The following is a 23729-nucleotide window of genomic DNA, read 5'->3' as shown; positions in this document are numbered from 1 at the left end:
CACAATGAGGTGATTTTCCTTGGCAACGGCCTTTCTCTGGGGATACTACGGTTTCGACAACTTCGGGGATGAACTGATGTTCAAAGCGTGTGTGAATCTTCTGAAAGAGCTGGGATTCGGGACTATATACACACCTCTGCCGAAGGGAAAAAAATCTATGGGGGTAACCTCTGTCAATAGATATTCATTCAAGATACTCTCTCTTTTGAAAAAATCTCAGGTTTCCATAGCGGGTGGAGGAGGATTGTTTCAGGACGTGACCAGTCTCCGGAGTCTTCTCTACTACTATTCACTCTCGAAAGCTTCGCTTCTCATGGACAAACCCCTCATATTCTTTGGAAACAGCGTGGGGCCGTTGAGAAGAAAGCTTTCAAAAAAACTCGTGTGGGACGTTTTCAAAGATAAAAGAACTGTTTTCATAGCACGCGATCCCGCTTCTTACAGGTACGTCAGAATGGTTGGCGGAAACGCGATGCTTGGAACAGACCCGGCCATAATCCACCTCATAGAGTTTGATATGGAAAAGAATGCCGAAAAGAAAGCGGTGTTTTTCCTGAAATCTCCGATGGATGTATCATATATATTGAAGAGCCTCAGAGGTCAGGGAATAAACGATTTTGTCATATCGACGGCTTTTCCAGGGGATCACTCCTATCTTCCACCTCTCAGAAATGGAGAGAACTTACTCGAAGAGATAGTGAGCTCGTCTATTGTGATAACGGAGAGGTTCCACCCGGCGCTTGTAGCATCGTATTTCGAAGTACCGTTCATTATCATCGATTGTCAGAAAGCGAGAAGATTCTTCGCAAGATACACGAAAGAGGATCATTTCTTTTCAAAGAGAGACCCTATGGAAATCTCTTTGAAGGTTCCCGTTGTGTTGAAAAAGAAATTACAACTGAAAGAGAAAATGAGAAACGACGCTATCGAAATGAAAGAGATGCTGAAGGAAATTTTGAAGGGATGGTGAACATGAGGATAATCGTTCCCACACTGGGTAACATACTCACGGGGTTTCTCGCAGTGCTCATAGTTGCTACTCCCAGAGAGTACATCAAGGGGTTTGCAGCCTACAAACTCGGCGATACCACACCGAAGCAAGCAGGAAGGCTTTCTCTGAACCCTTTCGTTCATCTCGATCCACTGGGAACGATCTCTTTCATACTCTTCGAGTTCGGGTGGACGAGGTCCGTGCCCATTCGTTACTGGAAGCTCAAAAACAAGAAGAAGGATCTTTTGAAGATCTCGCTGCTCGGTCCTGCCGTTAGCTTCGTCCTCTTCTTTCTTTGTGGATTGATCGCTTCGCATCTTCCCGAAGAGGATTTCTGGTGGTTTCTCATGGTGAAGGCCGCCAAATACAACCTCACGTATGCGCTCTTTTCTCTTTTTCCAATACCCCCTCTCGATGGAAGCAAGATTCTTGCTTCTCTTCTTCCTGACAGATACATGGAGTGGCTGGTAAAATACGAGGTGTACGGGGTTCTTTTCATGATCGCTCTGCTCGTGCTCTGGATAATACCGCTCGTCATGAATCCCTTCGTGAGGTTCATTGATGGTTTTGTTTGGATGATCGTGAGGTGATTCTTTTGATCGTACTCAGATATCCCGTGTCTCTGAACATTATAAGAAAGTTGAAGACAGGGGATGTGGTTTACTACACAGGAAAGATCGTTGTTATGGACAGAAGTGTTGTGGACGTTCTTGAAAAATACAAAAGGTACGAAGGAACAAAGCTCTACGATCTGACGGGAGAAATAATAGTGCTAGGAACGTTCAGGAAGAACCAGCTTCAGTTTCAAGAGATGAGTGAAGAGCTCCTGGAAAAACTCTTTCTTCTGGGAGTAAACGGTGTGATTCTGGAGAAAGCGCATCCTTTTTCTGCCACGAAGAGGTTTTCCAGGGTGTTATTCGAGCCTCTCGAGAAAGTCAGGGGGACGAGGAGAGTGATCTATAAAACTCCGGACAACAAGATACTCGAAGAACTGGAAGTGGAGAGACTGGTTCTCCGTGTGATGCAGGACTCTTCTGGCAAGGTATGCTCGAAGGTTTAAATCCCCAGTTCTTTCTTGAACTCTTCGTACGTTTCCAGTATCTTTCGTGCGTAGGACTTTCTGCTGTTTCCACCGTTGTAGTACTCGAGTGCTAGCCTCAAACTGTTGAACTTGTCGAAGAGATACTTCAAATAATGGGCCCCGTACTTTATGTTCAACCGGTAGTTCCACACGAGTTCTGTCCAACCTGACTCTGGGATTTCCAAACCGTACAGGTTCGCCACCATCTCCGCCGTCTCTTTCTTTATCTGCATCATGCCGAGTTCTCCGTACAAACCCACAACATTTCTGAAGTCGCTTTCCACATCTATGACAGATATTATGAGAATAGGATCGAAATTCGTCTCTTTCGCCACGTTGTTTATTGTTTTCCACAGGTCTTCGAGGAATTCTTCATCGCTTTTCAGTTTGTAGGAGGTTCTTCTTGATCTGACCAGCTCTTTGAACCATTCCTTCACCGCGATGGAGTTGATCTCGCGAAAGGAAGTATTGTTCTCAGAAGGAATGGTGCTCAGAAAAACAGGGACCACCACGAGCACCAGGATCAGGATAGTTATTTTTTTCACGATTTTCCTCCTCTGTTCAATCATTCTTAATGTCTCCTCTGGTATAATAAAAGCGGGATGCAATTCGATTATAACACGGGGGGATTCTGTGGAAGTTCTTTACAGGAAGTACAGACCAAAGGCTTTTTCTGAGGTTGTCAATCAGGATCATGTGAAAAAGGCAATAATCGGTGCGATTCAAAAAGACAGCGTGGCCCATGGATACATATTCGCCGGTCCGAGGGGAACGGGGAAGACAACTCTTGCCAGGATTCTCGCAAAATCACTGAACTGTGAAAACAGAAAAGGAGTTGAACCCTGTAATTCTTGCAAGGCCTGTAGAGAGATAGATGAGGGAACCTTCATGGACGTGATAGAACTCGACGCAGCTTCCAACAGAGGAATAGATGAGATCAGAAGAATTAGAGACGCTGTTGGATACAGGCCGATGGAAGGCAAATACAAAGTTTACATAATAGACGAAGTTCACATGCTCACGAAAGAAGCTTTCAACGCACTCCTCAAAACGCTTGAAGAACCTCCCTCCCACGTTGTGTTCGTGCTGGCAACGACAAACCTTGAGAAGGTTCCTCCCACGATCATCTCAAGATGTCAGGTTTTCGAGTTCAGAAACATTCCCGACGAGCTCATCGAAAAGAGGCTCCAGGAAGTTGCGGAATTGGAAGGAATAGAGATAGACAGGGAAGCCCTAAGCTTCATTGCAAAAAGGGCCTCTGGAGGCTTGAGAGACGCGCTCACCATGCTTGAACAGGTGTGGAAGTTCTCGGAAGGAAAGATAGATCTCGAAACGGTACACAGGGCGCTCGGATTGATACCGATACAGGTTGTTCGCGATTACGTGAACGCCATTTTTTCAGGTGATGTGAAAAGGGTTTTCACCGTTCTCGACGACGTTTATTACAGCGGAAAGGACTACGAGGTGCTCATCCAGGAAGCGGTCGAGGATCTGGTCGAAGACTTGGAAAGGGAGAAAGGTGTTTACCAGGCTCCGGCGAACGATATAGTTCAGGTTTCGAGACAACTTCTGAATCTTCTGAGAGAAATAAAATTCGCCGAAGAAAAACGGCTCGTTTGTAAAGTAGGCTCGGCCTACATAGCAACGAGATTCTCCGCCACGAACGTTCAGGAAAACGATGTCAAAGAAAAAGATAATTCAAACGTTCAGCAAAAAGAAGAGAAAAAAGAAGCGGTGAAAGCAAGGGAAGAAAAAAAAGAAGATAACGAGTTTGAGAAACGCTTCAAAGAACTCATGGAAGAACTGAAAGAAAAAGGTGATCTTTCCATCTTTGTTGCTCTCAGTCTCTCAGAAGTCCAGTTTGACGGGGAAAAAGTAATCATTTCCTTCGATTCATCGAAGTCCATGCATTACGAGTTGATGAAGAAGAAACTGCCTGAACTGGAAAACATCTTTTCCAGAAAGCTCGGGAAAAGGGTAGAAGTTGAGCTTCGACTGATGGGAAAGGAAGAAACAATAGAGAAAGTTTCTCAGAAGATCTTGAGATTGTTTGAACAGGAGGGATAGTTTGAAAAAGATCAAGAGTTTCGGTGGAAAGAGTCTGGGCGGGGGAAAGCAGGAAAAATTTTTGAAGGACTTCACCAGGATGCAGGAGGAGCTCCAGAAGAAAATCCAGGAGCTCGAGGAGGGCTTTTCACAAATAGAGGTAGAAGCTTCCGTTGGTGGAGGAGCCGTCAGAATCGTTGCAACCTGTGATAGGAGAGTCAAGGACATAGAGATAGACGAGGATTTGAAAGAAGACATCGATACACTAAAGGATCTTCTGATAGCGGGAGTGAACGAAGTCATGGAAAAGATCGAGAAACGTCGTGAAGAAGAGATGAGCAAAATAACTCATCAATTTGGAATACCAGGATTGATGTGAGAAGGAGGGAAAGAGCATGGTAAGAGTGGCTATTAACGGTTTCGGTAGGATAGGAAGGCTTGTCTACAGGATCATCTACGAAAGAAAGAACCCCGACATCGAAGTAGTGGCCATCAACGATTTGACAGACACCAAGACCCTCGCACACCTTCTGAAGTACGACTCCGTTCACAAGAAGTTCCCCGGCAAAGTCGAGTACACTGAGAACTCTCTGATCGTCGATGGAAAAGAGATCAAGGTTTTCGCGGAGCCCGATCCTTCGAAACTTCCTTGGAAAGACCTCGGTGTTGACTTCGTGATCGAATCTACCGGCGTCTTCACAAAAAGAGAAAAGGCAGAACTTCACCTGCAGGCTGGGGCGAAGAAAGTCATCATCACGGCGCCCGCCAAGGGAGAAGACATCACCGTTGTTATCGGTTGTAACGAAGACCAGTTGAAACCCGAACACACCATCATATCCTGCGCGTCCTGTACAACCAACTCCATAGCACCCATTGTGAAGGTACTCCATGAGAAGTTCGGAATCGTCAGTGGAATGCTCACAACCGTTCACTCCTACACGAACGACCAGAGAGTGCTCGATCTGCCTCACAGAGACCTGAGAAGGGCGAGGGCGGCCGCGGTGAACATCATCCCGACAACCACAGGCGCCGCAAAAGCAGTCGCACTCGTTGTTCCTGAAGTGAAGGGCAAACTCGATGGAGTCGCTCTCAGAGTACCAACTCCCGATGGATCCATCACCGATCTCACAGTACTGGTCGAAAAAGAAACCACGATCGAGGAAGTCAACGCCGTCATGAAAGAAGCCACAGAGGGAAGACTCAAGGGAATCATCGGCTACAACGATGAACCAATTGTGAGCAGCGACATCGTTGGAACTACGTTCTCCGGTATCTTCGACGCCACACTCACCAACGTTATCGGTGGAAAGCTCGTGAAAGTGGCTTCCTGGTACGACAACGAGTACGGATACAGCAACAGAGTTGTTGACACACTCGAACTGCTCCTCAAGATGTGAAAAACGGGCGGGTTTTCCCGCCCTTCTCAGACTCAAAAAGGGGGTGCGAACATGGAAAAAATGACCATAAGGGATGTTGATCTGAAAGGCAAGAGAGTCATAATGAGAGTGGACTTCAACGTTCCAGTGAAGGATGGGGTCGTTCAGGACGACACGAGAATAAGAGCCGCCCTTCCAACGATAAAGTACGCTCTCGAGCAGGGAGCGAAGGTGATACTCCTGTCCCATCTTGGAAGGCCCAAGGGGGAGCCTTCACCGGAATTCAGTCTCGCACCGGTCGCCAAAAAGCTCTCTGAGCTTCTTGGAAAAGAAGTGAAGTTTGTTCCCGCTGTTGTCGGTGACGAGGTGAAAAAGGCCGTTGAGGAACTCAAAGAAGGAGAGGTTCTCCTCCTTGAAAACACCAGATTTCATCCGGGAGAGACCAAGAACGATCCTGAACTCTCGAAGTTCTGGGCCAGCCTTGCCGACATTCACGTGAACGATGCCTTTGGAACGGCCCACAGAGCACATGCTTCCAACGTTGGAATTGCACAGTTCATTCCCAGTGTGGCAGGATTCCTCATGGAAAAAGAGATAAGATTCCTTTCCAAGGTGACTTACAATCCAGAAAAGCCGTACGTTGTGGTCCTTGGCGGAGCAAAAGTATCTGACAAGATCGGTGTCATCACGAACCTCATGGAAAAAGCCGACAGAATTCTCATAGGTGGAGCCATGATGTTCACCTTTCTGAAGGCTCTTGGCAAAGAGGTTGGATCGTCCAGGGTTGAGGAAGACAAGATCGATCTCGCGAAAGAGCTCCTCGAAAAAGCGAAAGAAAAAGGTGTTGAGATCGTTCTTCCCGTCGATACCGTCATCGCTCAGAAGATCGAAGCCGGTGTGGAAAAGAAGGTTGTCAGAATCGACGACGGGATACCTGAAGGATGGATGGGTCTCGACATAGGACCTGAGACAATAGAACTCTTCAAGCAGAAGCTCTCCGATGCAAAAACTGTTGTCTGGAATGGTCCTATGGGAGTCTTTGAAATCGACGATTTCGCTGAAGGTACAAAACAGGTCGCACTTGCGATCGCGGCACTCACGGAAAAGGGAGCGATCACCGTTGTGGGTGGAGGAGACAGCGCGGCAGCGGTGAACAAATTCGGCCTGGAAGACAAATTCTCCCATGTTTCAACGGGTGGAGGAGCTTCTCTCGAATTCCTTGAAGGAAAAGAACTTCCTGGTATTGCCAGCATCGCAGATAAAAAAAAATAACACGTAAGCTGATCCTTGCTGGAAACTGGAAGATGCACAAAACGGTCGCAGAAGCGAAAAAGTTTGTGTCATTGCTCGTAAACGAGCTCCACGATGTGAAAGAGTTCGAAATAGTGGTCTGTCCTCCGTTCACAGCTCTATCCGAAGTAGGGGAAATACTTTCGGGTAGAAACATCAAATTGGGAGCTCAGAACGTTTTCTACGAAGACCAGGGAGCGTTCACCGGAGAAGTTTCTCCTCTCATGTTGAAAGAGATCGGCGTTGAATACGTGATCGTCGGACATTCCGAGAGAAGACACATCTTCAAAGAAGACGACGAACTCATAAACAGAAAAGTGAAAGCGGTGCTTGAAAAAGGTATGACTCCTATTCTCTGCGTTGGGGAAACACTCGAGGAAAGAGAGAAAGGACTCACTTTCTGTGTTGTGGAAAAACAGGTGAGAGAAGGTTTCTATGGTCTCAGCAAAGAAGAAGCACGGAAAGTGGTAATAGCTTACGAGCCGGTTTGGGCAATTGGAACGGGAAGAGTGGCGACACCACAGCAAGCTCAGGAGGCACACGCGTTCATAAGAAAGCTGCTCTCGGAGATGTACGATGAAGAAACAGCTGAAGCGGTGAGGATTCTCTACGGTGGAAGCATAAAACCGGACAATTTCCTCGGTCTCATCGTTCAGAAGGATATAGATGGTGGTCTCGTTGGAGGAGCGAGTCTCAAAGAGTCTTTCATAGAGCTTGCACGAATAATGAGAGGTGTGATTTCCTGAGGCCCCGCCCCGCGGGGTCTCGATTTTTGGGAGGAGGTATTCAACATGTCTCTGAAGGAGAAACTAATGTCGGATCTGAAAGAGGCTATGAAAAACAAAGACACGATAAAGATGAATACCCTTCGCATGATACTCACAACCCTGAGGAATCTGGAAGTGGAAAAGATGAAGGAAGCCACGGATGAAGAAGTAATGGAAGCGTTGATGAGAGAAGCCAAGAAGAGAAGAGAGGCAATAGAGGAGTACGAAAAACACGGAAGAGAAGAACTCGCAGAGAAGGAAAGGAAAGAACTGGAAATAATAGAGTCGTACCTTCCGAAGCAGCTTTCGGAGGACGAGATAAGAAAGATCGTCATGGAAGCGATAAACGAGGTGGGTGCTTCTTCTCCAAAGGATCTGGGAAAGGTTATGAAAGTAGTGATGCCAAGGATGAAGGGAAGAGCGGACGGGAAACTTGTGAACAAGATGGTCAGAGAGATCCTGGAATCGTTATGAAGTTCGACCCCGATATCATCAGATGTGTTGAGATAGTGGACGCGGGTCCTCAGCAAAAACCAACCCACGCCTCATCGCTTCTCGTATGGTATGCGAAACCATCCAAGGACGTCAGAAACGTTCTGGAACTTGGTAGCGGTGTGGGAACGGTGAGTTTTGCCCTCGCAAAGCTCTACAACGTGCAAGTGGTTGGAGTGGAAAAAGAAAAGGAATTGTACGAGAAGGCTCTCGAAGGTATCTCGTTGAACAAACTTGAGGGAAAGGTCTCTTTTGTGAATTCCTCGGTGGAAGAACTTCCCTTTCCATGGGAATCTTTCGATATGGTCGTTTCGAATCCCCCTCATCACACAAAGGTTAAAAGCCCCAACCACTTGAGAGCCTCCACCCGGAGCATTGAAAAGAGAGACATAGAAAAGTTTGTACAGGCAACGTTTCGTTTTTTGAAGAACGGGGGAACAGCCGTTTACGTTCTTTCGCCGGAGAACCTTGTGGAGTGGCTGGAAATGTTTTTGTCTTTCAGATTGGAGCCCAAGAGAATGTGTTTTGTCCATGGTAAAATTGAGAAGGCTGCAACCCTCGTTCTTTTAAGATTGAGGAAAAACGGAAAAAGGGGATTGATTGTAGATCCTCCGGTGGTCCTTTCATGATAATTGGTGTGGGTGTTGACATTCTGGAGATAGATAGAGTACCAGAAAAATTCGCAGAAAGGATCCTCGGTAAAGCGGAAAAGAGACTGTTCTTGGCGAGAAATCGAAGGAAAGAGTTCATCGCTGGAAGGTTCGCTCTAAAAGAGGCTTTTTTCAAGGCTCTGGGAACGGGCTTGAATGGACACAGTTTCACGGATGTGGAATTTCTGGAAAGCGGTGGAAGACCGGTTGTATGTGTTCATAAGGATTTTGGTTTTTTCAACTACGTTCATGTTTCACTTTCTCACGATAGATTCGTTGTGGCTCTTGTTGTTCTCGAAAAAAGAAAAGGTGATATCATTGTAGAAGGTGACGAAGACTTTTTGAAGGAAAGGTTCGAAATCCTTGGAAGGTCAACCGAGGGGTGGGAGATAGAAACTTCTCTCCCGCCGTTTGCTTTGAAAAAACTTCTGGAAAACTCAAATTGCAGGCTTGTGAGGTATGGTAACATCCTCATCGGAGAGTGAGAGAAATGGACATCGATGAAATAGAAAGAAAAATAGACGAAGCGATTGAAAGGGAAGACTATGAAACGCTTCGTTCTCTTCTGGATAAAAGGAAAGAGTTGATGGAAAGTCTCCCAAAGGACAAACTGTCTGAGATCCTTGAAAGAGACAGAAAAAGATTGGAAATCATCGAAAAGAGAAAAACAGTGCTTTTTCGGGAGATCAATGTTATCAGGGAAGCCAGATCGTCTCTTCAAAAGAATATATGGACCAGAGGAGATACCTTAGGAAGAGGATAAAAACACGACAGGAGGGATGAACAGTAATGGAAGTGAAAGAGCTTGAAAGAGACAGAAACCGTGTTGTGCTGGAGTACGTCTTTGAAGCAGAAGAGATCGCACAGGCCGAGGACAAAGCGGTCAGGTATCTGAACCAGAGGGTAGAGATCCCCGGCTTCAGAAAGGGACGAATTCCAAAGAATGCCCTGAAGATGAAACTCGGTGAAGATTTTCAGGAGTACACGCTCGACTTTCTCATGGACCTCATACCTGATACGCTCAAAGACAGGAAGCTCATTTTGTCTCCTATAGTTACTGAAAGAGAACTTAAAGACGGCACCGCCAGAGTGGTGGTGGAGGTTCATGAAGAACCGGAAGTGAAAATAGGTGATATCTCAAAGATAGAAGTGGAAAAAGTGGACGAAGAAAAGGTTCTGGAGAAATACGTGGAGAGGAGGATAGAAGATCTCAGGGAGAGTCACGCACTCCTCGAGCCCAAAGAAGGACATGCCGAAGCGGGAGATCTCGTGAGAGTGAACATGGAAGTGTACAACGAGGAAGGGAAAAAACTCACCTCTCGTGAATATGAGTACGTGATAAGTGAGGACGAAGACAGACCTTTTGTGAAAGACCTTGTGGAAAAAAAGAAAGGCGACATTGTGGAGATTGAAAGAGAGTACGAGGGAAAGAAGTACACATACAGGCTCGAAGTGATGGAAGTGTACAAACGTACTCTTCCGGAGATCGGCGATGAATTTGCAAAGTCAGTGAACAACGAATTCGAGACACTGGAACAGCTGAAAGAATCTTTGAAGAAAGAGGGAAAAGAGATCTACGATGTGGAAATGAAAGAGAGCATGAGAGAACAGCTTCTTGAGAAACTCCCCGAAGTTGTGGAGATCGAAATTTCCGATAGAACACTTGAAATTCTCGCAAACGAAGCGGTCAACAGGTTGAAGAAAGAAGGAAGATATGAACAGATTGTGAATTCATATGAGAGTGAAGAGAAATTCAGAGAAGAATTGAAGAAAAGAATTCTGGATGATATGAAGAGAGACAGGGTAATAGAAGTCCTTGCACAGGAGAAGGGAATCAGTGTAAGCGATGAGGAACTCGAAAAAGAAGCGGAGGAACTCGCTCCCTTCTGGGGAATCTCTCCTGAGCGTGCTAAGAGCCTTGTCAAAGCACGTCAGGACCTCAGAGAGGAATTGAGATGGGCCATTCTGAAAAGAAAGGTGCTCGATCTGTTACTTCAGGAAGTCAAAGTGAAGGTGGTTGAACCAAAAGGAGAGGGTGATGACAGTGAAGGAAAAGAAGATAATTGATCAATACGTTCCCATAGTCGTTGAATCCACGGGAAGGTACGAGAGAGCCTACGACATTTTCTCGAGGCTTCTAAAGGACAGAATCGTTTTCCTCGGGTCTCCCATAGACGATTACGTGGCAAACCTGGTAATAGCTCAACTTCTGTTTCTGGAAGCGGAAGACCCAGATAAAGACGTCTACCTCTATATAAACTCTCCCGGAGGCTCTGTGACGGCGGGACTCGCCATCTACGATACGATGCAGTACATAAAGTGCGATGTCTCAACCATATGTGTGGGACAGGCGGCTTCCATGGCGGCTGTACTCCTTGCAGCTGGCGCAAAGGGGAAAAGATACGCGCTTCCGAACGCTCGAATAATGATACATCAGCCACTCGGTGGTGCTGAAGGACCTGCCAAGGATGTGGAGATCATAACGAGGGAACTTCTGAGAATAAAGGACCTCCTCAACAGGATTCTGAGCAAGCACACAGGACAGCCGATAGAGAAGATAGAGAGGGATACAGACAGGGACTTCTTCATGAGTGCAGAAGAAGCGAAAGAGTACGGGATAGTTGACAAAGTTGTCAGCACAAGAGAGTGAGGGCACCTTTCGGTGCCCCTATTTTTCTGTCAACTTTTCGTTCAGGAGGTTTACGATCTTTTCTGCTCTTCCCGAAACCTTTTTTTCTAATACTTCTTTGGAATCGATTCTGTACACGTTGTAGTACTCCCTTGTGAGGTCTAAGTCAATATCTACCTTTGCTCCTTCCAGAGAGAAACCCGCGTAGAATCCACGTGCGATTGAATACGAGTAGACAGAAGCGTCGAGATTGTAATCGGCACTGAGTCTTCTCCCAAGGGGTCCCGCCGCGACACTCAGTGATCCTCCGAGGGTGATGTTTCCCTCGGCGAAGGCATCGACATTTTCCATGATGACGGCTATGAGAGAAACGGATTGAAATCCTATCTGTGGACCGAAACTCAATCCGTACATCTTCACGAACAGAGGACCGTACCAGGTGTTCGTTTCTGGATCTCTTTTCAAAAGCACTCCCTGACCGTACTGTCCTCCCAGTACCCAGCCGAGTTTCAGATATTTGGGCACAATGAGTATACCTCTGGCCCTCTCGAGGAGAGATAGGAACGCACCGCTATCTGGTTGATCGAGGAACTCTTTCAGTGCGAGGAACGATTCATCGATTATATCAAACGCACTTGCGAAAGAAAACAGCGAAGATGTGAGGATCGTTAAAGCAACGAGGAATCGTTTCACCTCATCACCTCCTCAGATCATCTGAAAATATTTCTGAAGCAACTCGATGAAGAAATCGAGGATTTTCTGTGTCATCCAACCGCTCAAAAACAGGATTGTGAGAAACAACACGATTATCCTGGGGGCGAACATCAGCGTCTGTTCATGAATTTGCGTAACAGCCTGGAAGATGCTGATCACAAGTCCCACGATGAGACTCACAACGAGGGGTGGTACGATGATTTCCAGTAGAAGTCCTATTCCACTTTTCATTATATCCAGAAAGACCTCTACGGTCACGGTGAATCACCTCACAAAACTCTTTATCAACCCTTCTACAAGCAAATCCCAACCGTTTGCCATGACGAAAATGAGAATTTTGAACGGCAGAGAGACAAAAACCGGAGGTATCATGATCATTCCCATCGCCAATAGTATACTGGCCACTATCATGTCTATCACTATGAAAGGTACATAAAGAACAACTCCCATTTTGAAGGCAACTTCCAATTCCCCCAGAACGAAGGCTGGTATCAGAACGGCATTCGGTGCCTCTTCGATTTTTGCGATTTCAATGTTTGAGTTTTTCGCCAGCATGAAGACGTTATCCTCGTTGTGATGATTCTTCAGTTCGGTGATCATGAACTCTCTTATACGGGTGTTTACCCGTTGAAACATCTCCTGATAGCCCATCTCTTTGTTCAAATACGGTGTTATGGCGTTGTTGTAGATATCGTTCCAGACGGGTTGCATGATGAGAAATGTGAGAAAAAGGGCAAGACCTATCATGACCTGGTTTGGTGGAGTTTGACGCGTTCCAAGGGCGTTTCTGAAAAATGAAAAGACAACGATTATGCGCGTGAACGAGGTGAAGAGAACGAGAATGGAGGGTGCGAGTGCCAGTACGGTCAGTACAAGAAGGATCTCGAGAGTAACGACGAGGTCCTCTGGTTCTTCAGCGGGTCTTACACCTATGGATATTGATGGAAAAGGTATCTCCTGAGAAAAATACAAAAGGGGAAAAAGGATTAAAAGAATCAGGAGAAACTTTCTCATTTAATTTTTCTCCCCAATTTCTTGAAGAACATGCTGGAGAAAGATTTCTCTTCGTAGTCTTCAAGTTTCTTTATGACGGTAGCACCAGAATCTGTTACTAAAATGACAAAATATTCATCGATCACTCTAACAATGGCTATGAAAGTCTTTCTATCCAAATAGTGCCTTTCCAGAACAGAAATACTGGATCCCTTTTGAATGAAGATTCCCCTCTTCACAAAATAGTAAACCAGAAGGAGAAAGAAGAGAACTATCCCAAACGCCAGAAGAAACTGTAAAATCCCGCTCATGGAATTTCACTTCGAAACCTTGTTGAGAGCCTCTACCACCCTGGAAGGCTGGAAAGGTTTTACGATGAAGTCTTTCGCTCCAGCTTTTATGGCTTCTATGACCATTGCCTGCTGTCCCATAGCACTGCAGACGATGATCTTTGCGTTGGGATCGATCTTCATGATCTCTTTGATCGCATCGATACCGTTCATCTCCGGCATGGTGATATCCATCGTGACGATGTCCGGTTTGAGTTCTTTGTACTTTTCAACGGCTTCACGACCGTTCGTTGCTTCCCCTGCAACTTCGTATCCCGCTTTTGTGATGATATCTTTCAACATCATCCTCATGAACGCTGCATCATCGACTATCAAAACTCTCTTTCCCATCTTTTACACACCCTCCTTAACGGTTATTTCTTCGATTATCTTGTCGATGTCCAAATAGATGATGAGCTTTCCGTCGGTTTTTATGAGACCCTTTGATTTTTTACCGAATTTATCGGACACGTTCGTCAGATCGAGTTGATTCTCGGTTATTCTCAGAACTCCAAGGACCCTATCGACAAGGAATCCCACTTCCACATCCTTCGTTCTGGCGACAATTATACTCCTCATCCTCTGTTCATCAAACGAAATGCCCAAAATCTTTGCGAGGTTCACTACAGGAATGATTCTTCCCCTTAGATTGATCACACCCTCCACGAAGTGTCGTGATTTTGGCACAGGTGTTATATCGGATTTTTCAATCACCATCTCTATGTTGTCAACATCAAAAGCCAGTGTCTGTTCATCTATTTCGAAAGATAAAACTTCGAATTCTTTCAAAGCATCCGCCAATGTTTTCACCCCCGTTATACAATGCCGGAGACGTTGATTATCAGCGCTATACTACCATCACCGAGGATGGCTGCTCCGCTGAATTCTTTCACATCGGAGAACACCTTTCCAAGAGATTTTATCACGATATCGTCTTGACCGAGAAGTTCATCCACAACAATACCGTATTTTCTGTTTCCTACCCTCACAATAACCGCTTCCATTTCTTTCAGTTCTTCTTTGTGCTCTATTTGAAGCACTTCCCACAGGCGGTAAACAGGGACTACTTCTCCTCTTATAACGATCACATCTCTGTCCTGGATTCTCTGGATATCTTTCTTCGAAATACTGAGTATCGTGTCTATGTTCGCTATCGGAATCGCGTAGACGAGATTGTTGACTTTGACGAGGAGCGCCTGAATGATGGCCAGAGTGAGCGGTAATCTTATCGTGACTTTTGTTCCTTTGTCTTTCTCGCTTTCTATGCTTATGCTTCCATTCAAAGATTCCACAACATTCTTTACAACGTCCATTCCCACTCCTCTTCCGGACACTTCTGAGACTTTCTCTTTTGTGGAGAATCCCGGGACGAACAAGAAGTTCAGAATCTCCTGATCAGAAAGGGTAGCGGCCTTTGATTCATCTATGAGTCCCTTTTCTATGGCTTTTCTGATGATCTTTTCTTTGTCTATACCCCTTCCGTCGTCTTCGACCTCTATTACCACGTTGTTTCCCTCGTGACGCGCCGAGAGAATGAGAGTTCCAACGGGGGGTTTTCCTTTGGCTATTCGCTCTTCCTTGGGCTCTATACCGTGGTCGATGGCGTTTCTCAAGAGATGGAGCAGCGGTTCGCCTATCTCTTCAACGAACGTTCTGTCGAGCTCTGTGTCTTCTCCTCTCATGATGAAATTCACTTCTTTGTTCATCTTCTTGGCGAGGTCTCTCACCATTCGAGGGAATCTGTTGAAAACGAAGGAAATGGGAACCATTCTGATCTTCATCACGACGTTTTGAAGGTCCAAGGTGATTCTGCTGAGCTGAGACAGACTCTCATCCAGTTCTTTTATGTTGTATTTCTTGAGGGTTTCCAGTATTCTGCTTCTTGCGATGACCAGTTCTCCCATCAAGTCCATCAAATTGTCCAGTTTCTCTATATCTACCCTGACTGTTTGCGAAATAACCTTTTTTCTTTCAATCTTTTCCTCAGCTTTTTCAGTTTTCTCTTCTTTCTCGGTTCTTTTTTCAGCCTTCGATTCTTCGACGACAGCGGTTAATTCTTTGATTATTACCTTCTCTATGTCGGCGATGCTCGACAGAGCTTCAGAAAGTTTCTCCAGATCTACAGGAGAGATGACGAAGAGTTCCACTTCGTTTTCGAATTTCTCTTCTTCTATCTCTTCAACCGAAGGAACCGTTCTTACAACTTCACACTTCAGTTCTTCAAGCTTGTGGAAAACGAGGTAAATCCTGGCGGATTTCAGTTGCGTTCCTTCTTTGAGAATTACTTTAATATAGAACGTTTTGAAGCCCTTGTTTCTCGCTTCTTGAAGAACGTGGACGACTTCTTCAGGAAGAACCATGGCTTCTTCATTGCTTGTTGATTCTCCTTTGTGTTCTTCCTCACCCTTTGTTTCCGTTTCACTTTCGATCTCTGAGGCTTCCTTTTTTCCCGATGAAACAAAGCTTTTTATGGTGTCCGAAAACACATCTATGTTTTCTCCGATGTCGTCACTTCCCTCGGAGACGATCTTATCAACCATTCTGGTTATCATGTCGACCCCCGCGAAAATCTTGTCGAGGAGATCAGAAGTTATCTTTATATCGCCGTTTCTGGCTTTATCGAGGATGTTTTCTAAGGTATGGCAGAGCTTCGCCATACTGGAAAACCCCATTGTACCTGCCATTCCCTTCAGGGTATGAAGAGCCCTGAACGCTTCGTTTATGAGCTCCATATCCTCGGGGTTTTTCTCCAGTTCGAGGAGGGTATCGTTCAGATTCTGAAGGTATTCTTTTGTCTCATCGACAAACACTCCGAGATATTCTTCCATCATACTTTTTCACGCCCCTTCAAGTATTTTCTGAGGTTTTCCAGGGCCATCATGGCGGATCTGGTTCTTATCGTGTTACGATCGCCTGTAAAATTATACCTCATAGTGATGTGTTCATGTTCGAAGATATCTATGAAAACCGTCCCCACAGGTTTCTCCGGAGTACCACCTAATGGGCCCGCTATTCCGGAGATGGAGACACAGATATCCGCTCCGGTGAGTTTTTTAAGACCCTCCGTCATCTCCTGCACACATTCTTTGCTCACTGCACCGTGTTTTCTGAGAGTGTCTTCTCTAACACCGAGGATGTGTTTTTTCAGATCGTTACTGTACGCCACCACACCACCGGCAAAAACCTCTGAGGCCCCAGGGACGTTCACCACTAAAGAAGATAACATGCCACCCGTGCAGGATTCTGCCACAGCGAGCGTTTTTTTCCTGTCTTTCAGGAGTCTAACCACGACTTCTTCCATTTTTTCGTCGTTCATACCGTAGAGGTGTTCGCCAGTTTTTTCGAGTATCTTTTTCACCATCTCATCCAGATACTCCTTGTTCTTCATGTGGGTGGTCAACCTGAGCCGTACTCCTTCTACATGATCGGCCATGGTGGCCACTTCCACTATGTTTTGAGAATAAAGAATATCCTTCAAAAGATCTTCGAGAACGGCTTCAGGAATACTGTAGTATTTCAACACAATCTGATACAGGACATCCGTCGTTCTTAGCCGATCTTTAAGGGCATTGAACATGGGGATCAATTCTCTGGGAGGTCCTGGTAGGAGAATTATGGTTTTTCCATCTACTGTAAGAATCTGCCCTGGAGCACTGCCCACGGGATTGTCCAGAACTTCGGCACCATCTATTACTAAAGCTTGTCTTTCAATGTTCTGTGGTACTTCGGAATGGTATTTCTTTATCTTCGCTTTTATCTCCGAGAGAAGCGCCTCATCGAGTTTGAGACTCCTGTTCAGCGATTTCGCGACGGCATCTCGGGTGAGATCATCCTGTGTGGGACCGAGCCCTCCTGTGAGAACAAGGAGGTCGACCTGAGGAATGAGAGTTTTCACCTCTTCTGAGATGGTGTCCAAATCATCTCCTACCGTCGATACCTTGACAACTCTATATCCAAGATTCTTCAATTCCTGACAGAGGAACTGCGCATTCTTGTTGAGTATCAAACCTTCCAGTAGTTCGCTTCCGATAGTGATGATCGCCGCTTTCTTCATACGACCCCTCCCTGGTGATATGATAACACACAGGGGGATGTTATGAGAGAAAAGCTCTTTTGGATTCTTAAAAAGTACGGTGTGAGTGATCACATTGCGAAGGCTTTTCTGGAAATACCCCGAGAGGAGTTTCTGACGAAGTTTTATCCTCCTTCTTACGTTTACGAGGATATCGTTCTGGTCTCTTATGATGACGGTGAAGAATACAGCACTTCAAGTCAACCTTCTTTGATGGCATTGTTCATGGAATGGGTAGGCTTGGATGAGGGGATGAAAGTCCTCGAGATAGGTGGAGGAACGGGTTACAACGCTGTCGTGATGAGCAGAGTTGTGGGTGAGAAAGGCCTTGTGGTCTCCGTGGAATATTCGAGAAAGATCTGTGAGATCGCGAAAAGAAACGTGGAGCGCCTTGGAATAGAGAACGTTATTTTTGTCTGCAGAGACGGATACTACGGTGTCCAGGAGTTTTCCCCGTACGATGTTATCTTCGTGACAGTCGGTGTAGATGAGGTACCGGAGACGTGGTTCTCTCAACTCAAGGAAAGTGGGAGGGTGATAGTACCTATCAATTTGAAACTCTCAAGAAGACAGCCCGCTTTTCTGTTCACAAAAAAGGATCCGCATCTTGTGGGAAGCTACAAATTGGAAACCAGATTCATAACGGCAGGGGGCAACCTTGGAAATCTCCTTGAGAGGAACAGGGAGCTTTTGAGAGAATTTCCATTCAGCAAAGAGATCTTAATACCACGTTCTCATACCTTTGTGGAATTGGTGGATCTCCTCACCAGGAGACTCGCAGAGATTGGTGGAAAGTTCTACTACGCTGGGCCAAACGGCGTGGTAGAGTTTCTCGATGACAGGATGAGGATATACGGAGACACTACAGAGATAGAGGACCTTTTAACTCAGTGGGGAAACTGCGGTTACAGAAGCTTTGAGTATCTCACACTTCATGTGGGTTACAACACATTTTCACGTATATCCTGTTCTATTTGACCATCTCTTATCTTTATAACCCGGTCCGCTTTCTCTGCTATTCTTTCGTCATGAGTCACGATTACCAGTGTGGAATTTCTCTTCATTTCCATCAGAAGGTCTATGATCATTCTTCCTGTCTCGTTGTCCAGGGCACCGGTGGGTTCATCCGCCCATATGACTTTTGGGTTGTGGACGATGGCCCTCGCGATGGCAACGCGCTGTTTTTCCCCTCCGGAGAGTTCCTCAGGAAATCTATCACACTTGTGAGCCAATCCCACTTTCCTCAGAATTTCGAAGGCTCGCTCTCTTGCTTCTTTTCTGTTCACACCCAGTATGAGCAGAGGTAGTTCCACATTTTCAATAGCGGTAAGAACGGGAACGAGATTGAAGAATTGAAACACGAACCCCATGTTTTCCGCTCTGAACCTCGTTCTTTCCTCTTCTGAGAGTCTGTACAGGTCTGTCCCGTGAATTACTACAGTTCCCCTTGTGGGACGATCCACACCAGAAAGACAGTTCAGAAGAGTCGTCTTTCCAGAACCTGATGGACCCAGGATCACAACAAATTCTCCAGTGTTTATTCTTAGATTTATACCCTTCAAGGCCGTTACTTTCTCTTTCCCATTGTACTCCTTCCACAGGTTGTGGACTTCGATCAAAGCCTTCACTCTCCTTCCCTCATGGCTTCAAGTGGTGAGAGTTTTGACATCATAAAACTCGGTATCACCATAACGGCTGAAGCAAGAGCAACCACTGTGAGAAGCGACAGAAGTATAGAAGCTACCGGTACGGAAACCATGAAAGTTCCGAGGCTTTCAGACATTGCTTCTGAAACGAAATACCCCACGAGAACACCTGAGACGGTACCTATGAGTATTCCTCCGAAGAGGAAGAAAAGATGTTCTATCAGGAAGGAGGTTACCAACTGGTTTATTTTCATCCCCACGGCGCGGAGTGTTCCCATTATCTTTACTCTGGAAAAGTACGATTTCAGAACAAAAAGTAGAAGTCCGGAGGAGGCAGATAAGAATCCAAACAGGAAAATGAACCTTATTACGCTGACGAGCCCCTCTATTCCGCTGTAGAGTTTTTTGAATTCCTCATCCAAGAAAAAAGGATAGGCAAATTTTGAGAGGTAGAACTGTTTCACATTGGAAGCACTGCTTTTTTCAACTTTTCCAAGAAGCAGAGATAAGGGTTTTACGTCGCTGGCGGCGTTTGAGATAGGTGCGATCATGTCGATCGGGACCAGATAATCGTTCTTGTTGTAAACGCCAGCGATTTTAAACTTAACATCTTCTCTTCCACCGAGTGGGAGGATGGACTTCAGAGTTCCTGTTATTTCTTCAAAATCAACAGGATCTCCTATCAGAACAGTATCAGAGGCCTCCAGAGATTTCACGGATCCCCGAAGAAGCTTCAGCGTTGAGTTTCTAAAAAACGATTCATCAACAAAAGCGATCATTTTTTCTCCCTTTTCTGTTTTCAAGGTATAAAGGTAAACTCTGCAAGGATCTTTCAACTCTTCATGAAGGGGGAGAGATGTTTTCGCCAATAAAGACCTGAATGGATTTTCCAGAACCAGAAAATTGTATCCAAAGAGCCCTCCTCTCACCTTTTCCTGAACAAATCGGTCCGCGCTGGCAGAAAGTATGTTGAAGACTGTGACAGAGAAGATCAGAAAGGCGAAGGTCAGGGAAACTGTGATACCTTTCTTTGGAAAGCGCTGGACGTAGGAAAGTCCTATCAGTAGGGAAAGATTGCCCTTAGACATGAGGTTGTTGAAGACGTTCTTTGAAAGAAGAACCACCGAAAAAACCAAAAGAGTCACACCAAAGAAAATAGCGGATCCTTTGTTCAGTGATGATAGAATGAAATCCCTTTCACTTTGAAGGTTCAAATCGGAAAAGAATCCCATACCAAGGTTCAAAGTGCCAAGAGCCATCATTATGAATGGATTCTTCAGTTTGATAGCGATGACCAGTGACAGCAAAACCACGGAAAACACACGAAGTTCGGAGAAGAAAAGAACTAAACCCAGAAACACAACGAAGATCAAGAGTTTCCAGGAGACATCCAGCTGTTCTCCCATTTCTCTGTAAACGGGCGGTTTCCCAGTTATTTCTCTCGCTTTCAGAAGGAAAAGGATCATTGGGAAAAGAACCCCGAGTCCAAGGGAAAGAAAGAGTGTTCTGATCGAAAGGTGAAATACTATCTTATCAACGTGGAAAAACGAAGATGAGATCACATCAACGACTTCCTGAAAACGACTCAGAAGAAACTTTCCGACGAAAATCCCAATCAACACACCTGCTGCTGCCGATATCAGAGAGTACATGAAACCTTCCAGAAGCAGTATTCCCCACTCTTCCATCTTTCTGAGCCCTATCTTTCTCAGAGTCACGAGTGTGGAGCTCCTGTCTCTCATCACGTCCTCACAGAACATGTAAAAAACTAAGAAACCAACGAAGATTGAAATGCCAGAGAAAGCCAGTGTCACGTAAGCGAGGGACCTGTTGATCGGAGATTTGAGAAAGCTGTACTTTATATTCCTCACCCTGAGATTCGTCTCTATGTTCGTTTCTTCATGTTTTTCGATTGGAAGGCTGTAGTAAAGGTAACACTTTGTGGGGAAAACTCCACTGGGAAAATCTTCCGCGTTGATGAAAACAGTTCCAGGCAGACTCGCCGATTCACCTTTGAAGTTCAAAAAACCTTCCTCACCGATTTTTACAATGGTAAATTCCCTACTTCCTGATGAGAAGAGCAGGGTGATTCTGTCTCCCACCTTCAGGTTCATCAGTCTTGCAACAGACTTTCCAACTATGGCCTCTCCCGGATTCAAAGTCAGTGACTCGCCGACGAAGTCTGAGAGGGATTCCGGTTCTGTAGCTATCACGAGAACGTCCAGAGAGTTGTTCAACCTGGCGCTGTCTTCTGAGACTGGGAGGACACCTTTCACCTGTTTTTTCAGGTTTTCTATTTCAGAATCATCGATTTTTGAGGTTGCAAATGAGAAAAAGAGAAAGGAAGGGCTCTTTGGCTCAGCCACGGCATCCGCGTTACCGAAGTTTTCTTCTATCCTTTCCCATTTCCACACGTTTATCGAATCCGAAAGAGACAGCGCTCCCGTTACCAGCGACAGGCTGATGGCCAATCCTAAGATGACAACGAGGGAGATTTTCAAATTTTTTGTGAAGTTTCTCAGAGCGATTTTCAGAATCACAGATGTTCCCTCCACAAATGTTAGAATTTTCTTCGGAGGTGTCGCCTTTGGATTCAGTAAAGAACATTCTTCTCGAGTACGGGCTTAGATTTCAAGAACCGCAGATAGAAAAGGTAGATAAATACATCGAGGAACTCCTGAGAACCCCTTACAACCTCACCGCTCACAGGGATTTAGACTCTGCTGTCCATAAAAATGTTGTAGAAATTCTACTTCCCTTAAAAGAAGAACTGGAAGGGACACTCCTGGATGTTGGTTCAGGTAATGGTGTCCCAGGGCTTATTTTAGCTATCTTTTTTCCGAAACTCAAGGTGGTACTTCTGGATTCCAGAGAAAAGTCGGTGAATTTTCTCAGAGGAGTAATAGAAAAGCTGGATCTGGAAAATGTTTCAGCTGTCAAAGAGAGAGCAGAGAATTTCTCCAGAGAAAGGCGAGAAGAGTTTGACTATGTCACAGCCAGAGCTGTGGCGCGGTTGAATGTACTGGTGGAGATCTGTGCACCAGCATCGAAAATCGGTGGGAAACTTCTTTTCTACAAGGGGCCTTCGTACAGAGAGGAATTGAAAGAGGCGCAAAAAGCCATAAAAGAACTGAAGGTGGAACTCGAAGAGGTGCGGGAGTATTCTCTAAAAACCGGCGAGAGAAGGGCGCTGCTGATATTCAGAAAACACGAGAACTCTCCTGAGAAATATCCAAGGAGGGTGGGTGTGCCATTCAAGAGACCTTTGTTGTGATTGAAAAAGGTGTTTTCCCTGGGGCGTTGAACATGGCCGTCGATAGCTTGATGGCGGAGTGGGCTGTGAAGATGAACGCGGTGTTGTTCAGGTTTTATGGTTGGGAAAGACCTACCGTTTCCCTGGGACGTTTTCAAAAAAAGGGTGGGATAAACGTTCCTGATTGGATAGATGTTGTGAGAAGACCTTCTGGAGGCAGAGCGCTGCTTCATCACCGGGAGATCACCTATTGTCTTGCAGTTCCCAGAAAAGTAGACGCCGGGAAGCTTTCCGTTCTGGAATTTCACAGGCTGGTACACAGTTTGATAAGGGACGCTCTGGTAAAAGCCGGGGTGCCCGCTGAGTTGTCAAGCGAAAGACGGGGAAACACGATGCTTTGTTTTGATGCACCGTCGAGGTACGAGATCGTGCTCAACGGTGTCAAGGTGGTAGGGAGTGCGCAGTTCAGAACGGCTGAGTCCATCGTTGAACATGGATCCATAGTTCTGAAACAGGATGTTGAGCTTCTGAAAACCATTTTTGGGGATGGTATTCCTCCTTTGAAAGGTATCCTGGATCTTTACGATGTGGATGTGAAGACTCTGGAAGAAAGTATCTTGGCGCAATTTGAGAAGGTTTTCGGTCCTTCGAAGAAGATACAGCTGGACAGTAGTATGTTGAAAGAATCGAGGAAAAGATCGTCTCTTTTTGAGGTAAGGAGGAGATAGTTTGGGGAAACTGATCATAGTGGGAACACCTATAGGAAACCTCGAGGATATCACCATCAGGGCTTTGAAGACGCTCAGAGAAGTCGATCTGATACTCGCGGAGGACACCAGGAGAGTTGTGATCCTTCTAAACAAATACAGAATAAAAAAACCGCTTCTTTCGTTCAACGAGAGGAACTCGAAGAAAAGAATAAAAGAAATTCTGCCGCTTCTCAGAGAGGGAAAGAAAGTAGCCCTTGTCAGCGATGCGGGGATGCCGGTGATCTCCGATCCAGGATACAACCTCATAGAGGAATGCTGGAGGGAAGGTATAGAGGTGGATATCGTTCCGGGACCGAGTGCCCTGACGAGTGCCGTCGCGGCAAGTGGATTCCCAGGTTCGAAATTCATCTTTGAAGGCTTTCTGCCACGTGGAAAGAACAGAAGGAGACTTCTCAAATCTTTGAAAAAGGAAAACAGAGTAATTGTGTTTTTCGAGTCACCGGAAAGGTTACTCTCAACTCTGAGGGACATTCTGGAGATAATTGGGGATCGGGAGGTGTTCATCGCAAGGGAGATGACAAAGCTTCATCAGGAGTTCTTCAGAGGAAAGGTGAGTGAGGCTATTTCGTACTTTGAAAAGAAAAAACCTCTCGGTGAGATTACAGTGGTATTATCGGGAAAGGAGTGAGA

At 45.7% G+C, this 23729-nt stretch carries 29 protein-coding genes; 18 read left to right on the top strand and 11 right to left on the bottom strand.

All coding sequences use genetic code 11. The features are described from left to right. Positions 1-19: 19 nt before the first annotated feature. The 3 genes from csaB to AS158_RS05180 are packed head-to-tail and all read left to right on the top strand — an operon-like array spanning position 20 to position 2051. Positions 20-970 carry a polysaccharide pyruvyl transferase CsaB gene (csaB, locus tag AS158_RS05190; protein WP_165304627.1) on the top strand — a complete coding sequence of 317 codons (951 nt, stop codon included), beginning with the start codon at positions 20-22 and terminating at the stop codon, positions 968-970. Beyond that, positions 964-1581 carry a site-2 protease family protein gene (locus AS158_RS05185; protein ID WP_165304626.1) on the top strand — a complete coding sequence of 206 codons (618 nt, stop codon included), beginning with the start codon at positions 964-966 and terminating at the stop codon, positions 1579-1581. The genes csaB and AS158_RS05185 overlap by 7 nt, the downstream gene beginning before the upstream one ends. Beyond that, positions 1578-2051 carry a tartrate dehydratase gene (locus AS158_RS05180; protein ID WP_165304749.1) on the top strand — a complete coding sequence of 158 codons (474 nt, stop codon included), beginning with the start codon at positions 1578-1580 and terminating at the stop codon, positions 2049-2051. The genes AS158_RS05185 and AS158_RS05180 overlap by 4 nt, the downstream gene beginning before the upstream one ends. On the opposite strand, the gene AS158_RS05175 is transcribed toward AS158_RS05180, so the two are convergent. Next, a complete protein-coding gene (locus tag AS158_RS05175) occupies positions 2048-2617 on the bottom strand; it encodes a transglycosylase SLT domain-containing protein (protein WP_241241253.1) in 570 nt (189 codons plus the stop codon). The two genes, AS158_RS05180 and AS158_RS05175, sit on opposite strands and share 4 nt — an antisense overlap. Positions 2618-2705: 88 nt before the next feature. On the opposite strand from AS158_RS05175, the gene dnaX reads away from it, so the two are divergent. The 11 genes from dnaX to clpP are packed head-to-tail and all read left to right on the top strand — an operon-like array spanning position 2706 to position 11343. Beyond that, positions 2706-4139 carry a DNA polymerase III subunit gamma/tau gene (dnaX, locus tag AS158_RS05170; RefSeq protein ID WP_165304624.1) on the top strand — a complete coding sequence of 478 codons (1434 nt, stop codon included), beginning with the start codon at positions 2706-2708 and terminating at the stop codon, positions 4137-4139. 1 nt (position 4140) lies between these two features. Continuing rightward, complete coding sequence (locus tag AS158_RS05165) at positions 4141-4497, top strand: YbaB/EbfC family nucleoid-associated protein (protein ID WP_038054376.1); 357 nt, start codon at positions 4141-4143, stop codon at positions 4495-4497. 16 nt (positions 4498-4513) lie between these two features. Next, entirely contained in the window at positions 4514-5515 is a 1002-nt protein-coding gene (gene gap / locus AS158_RS05160; RefSeq protein WP_038054373.1) for a type I glyceraldehyde-3-phosphate dehydrogenase, read from the top strand. Positions 5516-5566: 51 nt separating this feature from the next. Continuing rightward, complete coding sequence (gene pgk / locus AS158_RS05155) at positions 5567-6766, top strand: phosphoglycerate kinase (RefSeq protein ID WP_038054371.1); 1200 nt, start codon at positions 5567-5569, stop codon at positions 6764-6766. Positions 6767-6798: 32 nt separating this feature from the next. Beyond that, on the top strand, positions 6799-7530 hold the full coding sequence (gene tpiA / locus AS158_RS05150; protein WP_038054368.1) for a triose-phosphate isomerase: 732 nt from the start codon (positions 6799-6801) through the stop codon (positions 7528-7530). Positions 7531-7575: 45 nt separating this feature from the next. Next, positions 7576-8025 (top strand): GatB/YqeY domain-containing protein, encoded by a 450-nt coding sequence (locus AS158_RS05145; RefSeq protein ID WP_165304623.1) that lies wholly within the window; start codon positions 7576-7578, stop codon positions 8023-8025. Continuing rightward, positions 8022-8672 carry a methyltransferase domain-containing protein gene (locus tag AS158_RS05140; protein WP_038054361.1) on the top strand — a complete coding sequence of 217 codons (651 nt, stop codon included), beginning with the start codon at positions 8022-8024 and terminating at the stop codon, positions 8670-8672. Before AS158_RS05145 ends, AS158_RS05140 begins: the two co-directional genes overlap by 4 nt. Next, a complete protein-coding gene (locus AS158_RS05135) occupies positions 8669-9178 on the top strand; it encodes a holo-[acyl-carrier-protein] synthase (RefSeq protein ID WP_011942910.1) in 510 nt (169 codons plus the stop codon). Before AS158_RS05140 ends, AS158_RS05135 begins: the two co-directional genes overlap by 4 nt. 5 nt (positions 9179-9183) lie before the next feature. After that, positions 9184-9456 carry a flagellar protein FliT gene (locus AS158_RS05130; RefSeq protein ID WP_038054358.1) on the top strand — a complete coding sequence of 91 codons (273 nt, stop codon included), beginning with the start codon at positions 9184-9186 and terminating at the stop codon, positions 9454-9456. A 26-nt stretch (positions 9457-9482) separates the two neighbouring features. Beyond that, positions 9483-10760 carry a trigger factor gene (tig, locus tag AS158_RS05125; RefSeq protein ID WP_038054355.1) on the top strand — a complete coding sequence of 426 codons (1278 nt, stop codon included), beginning with the start codon at positions 9483-9485 and terminating at the stop codon, positions 10758-10760. Further along, positions 10732-11343, top strand: a complete 612-nt coding sequence (gene clpP / locus AS158_RS05120) for an ATP-dependent Clp endopeptidase proteolytic subunit ClpP (RefSeq protein WP_038054352.1) — start codon at positions 10732-10734, stop codon at positions 11341-11343. The genes tig and clpP overlap by 29 nt, the downstream gene beginning before the upstream one ends. A gap of 18 nt (positions 11344-11361) precedes the next feature. On the opposite strand, the gene AS158_RS05115 is transcribed toward clpP, so the two are convergent. The 8 genes from AS158_RS05115 to AS158_RS05080 are packed head-to-tail and all read right to left on the bottom strand — an operon-like array spanning position 11362 to position 17412. After that, positions 11362-12015 (bottom strand): YSC84-related protein, encoded by a 654-nt coding sequence (locus tag AS158_RS05115; RefSeq protein WP_038054349.1) that lies wholly within the window; start codon positions 12013-12015, stop codon positions 11362-11364. A 12-nt stretch (positions 12016-12027) separates the two neighbouring features. Then, positions 12028-12294 carry a flagellar biosynthesis protein FliQ gene (fliQ, locus tag AS158_RS05110; RefSeq protein ID WP_038054346.1) on the bottom strand — a complete coding sequence of 89 codons (267 nt, stop codon included), beginning with the start codon at positions 12292-12294 and terminating at the stop codon, positions 12028-12030. A 6-nt stretch (positions 12295-12300) separates the two neighbouring features. Continuing rightward, the gene (gene fliP / locus AS158_RS05105) at positions 12301-13050 is read right to left on the bottom strand and encodes a flagellar type III secretion system pore protein FliP (RefSeq protein ID WP_038054344.1); all 750 of its coding nucleotides are present in this window, start codon (positions 13048-13050) and stop codon (positions 12301-12303) included. Further along, complete coding sequence (locus tag AS158_RS05100; RefSeq protein WP_038054341.1) at positions 13047-13340, bottom strand: flagellar biosynthetic protein FliO; 294 nt, start codon at positions 13338-13340, stop codon at positions 13047-13049. The genes fliP and AS158_RS05100 overlap by 4 nt, the downstream gene beginning before the upstream one ends. A 6-nt stretch (positions 13341-13346) precedes the next feature. Beyond that, positions 13347-13709: a chemotaxis protein CheY gene (cheY, locus tag AS158_RS05095; RefSeq protein WP_004081049.1), complete on the bottom strand. Its 363-nt coding sequence runs from the start codon at positions 13707-13709 to the stop codon at positions 13347-13349. Positions 13710-13712: 3 nt separating this feature from the next. Then, positions 13713-14168 (bottom strand): chemotaxis protein CheW, encoded by a 456-nt coding sequence (cheW, locus tag AS158_RS05090; RefSeq protein WP_156105118.1) that lies wholly within the window; start codon positions 14166-14168, stop codon positions 13713-13715. 5 nt (positions 14169-14173) lie between these two features. Then, entirely contained in the window at positions 14174-16189 is a 2016-nt protein-coding gene (gene cheA / locus AS158_RS05085; protein ID WP_038054335.1) for a chemotaxis protein CheA, read from the bottom strand. After that, on the bottom strand, positions 16186-17412 hold the full coding sequence (locus AS158_RS05080; protein ID WP_038054332.1) for a competence/damage-inducible protein A: 1227 nt from the start codon (positions 17410-17412) through the stop codon (positions 16186-16188). The genes cheA and AS158_RS05080 overlap by 4 nt, the downstream gene beginning before the upstream one ends. A gap of 42 nt (positions 17413-17454) precedes the next feature. Here AS158_RS05080 and AS158_RS05075 point away from each other — a divergent pair, with 42 nt between their 5' ends. Beyond that, the gene (locus tag AS158_RS05075) at positions 17455-18408 is read left to right on the top strand and encodes a protein-L-isoaspartate O-methyltransferase (RefSeq protein WP_038054329.1); all 954 of its coding nucleotides are present in this window, start codon (positions 17455-17457) and stop codon (positions 18406-18408) included. Here AS158_RS05075 and AS158_RS05070 read toward each other — a convergent pair. Both AS158_RS05070 and AS158_RS05065 read right to left on the bottom strand, forming a co-directional pair. Then, positions 18372-19049, bottom strand: coding sequence for an ABC transporter ATP-binding protein (locus tag AS158_RS05070; protein ID WP_038054759.1), 678 nt, complete (start codon positions 19047-19049; stop codon positions 18372-18374). The genes AS158_RS05075 and AS158_RS05070 overlap by 37 nt on opposite strands. A 5-nt stretch (positions 19050-19054) precedes the next feature. Beyond that, positions 19055-21616 carry an ABC transporter permease gene (locus AS158_RS05065; RefSeq protein ID WP_038054326.1) on the bottom strand — a complete coding sequence of 854 codons (2562 nt, stop codon included), beginning with the start codon at positions 21614-21616 and terminating at the stop codon, positions 19055-19057. A gap of 47 nt (positions 21617-21663) precedes the next feature. Between AS158_RS05065 and rsmG the strand changes: the two genes are divergently transcribed. The 3 genes from rsmG to rsmI are packed head-to-tail and all read left to right on the top strand — an operon-like array spanning position 21664 to position 23727. Next, a complete protein-coding gene (gene rsmG / locus AS158_RS05060) occupies positions 21664-22350 on the top strand; it encodes a 16S rRNA (guanine(527)-N(7))-methyltransferase RsmG (protein WP_038054324.1) in 687 nt (228 codons plus the stop codon). Further along, complete coding sequence (locus tag AS158_RS05055) at positions 22347-23057, top strand: biotin/lipoate A/B protein ligase family protein (RefSeq protein WP_165304622.1); 711 nt, start codon at positions 22347-22349, stop codon at positions 23055-23057. Before rsmG ends, AS158_RS05055 begins: the two co-directional genes overlap by 4 nt. Before the next feature lies 1 nt (position 23058). Beyond that, entirely contained in the window at positions 23059-23727 is a 669-nt protein-coding gene (gene rsmI, locus AS158_RS05050) for a 16S rRNA (cytidine(1402)-2'-O)-methyltransferase (RefSeq protein ID WP_038054319.1), read from the top strand. The last annotated feature ends 2 nt before the right edge of the window (positions 23728-23729 follow it).

The organism is Thermotoga sp. 38H-to (assembly GCF_011057665.1).
Taxonomy (GTDB): Bacteria; Thermotogota; Thermotogae; order Thermotogales; family Thermotogaceae; genus Thermotoga.
Note: the sequence above shows the minus strand (reverse complement) of the source record. Positions and strands in the feature narration are given on the sequence as shown.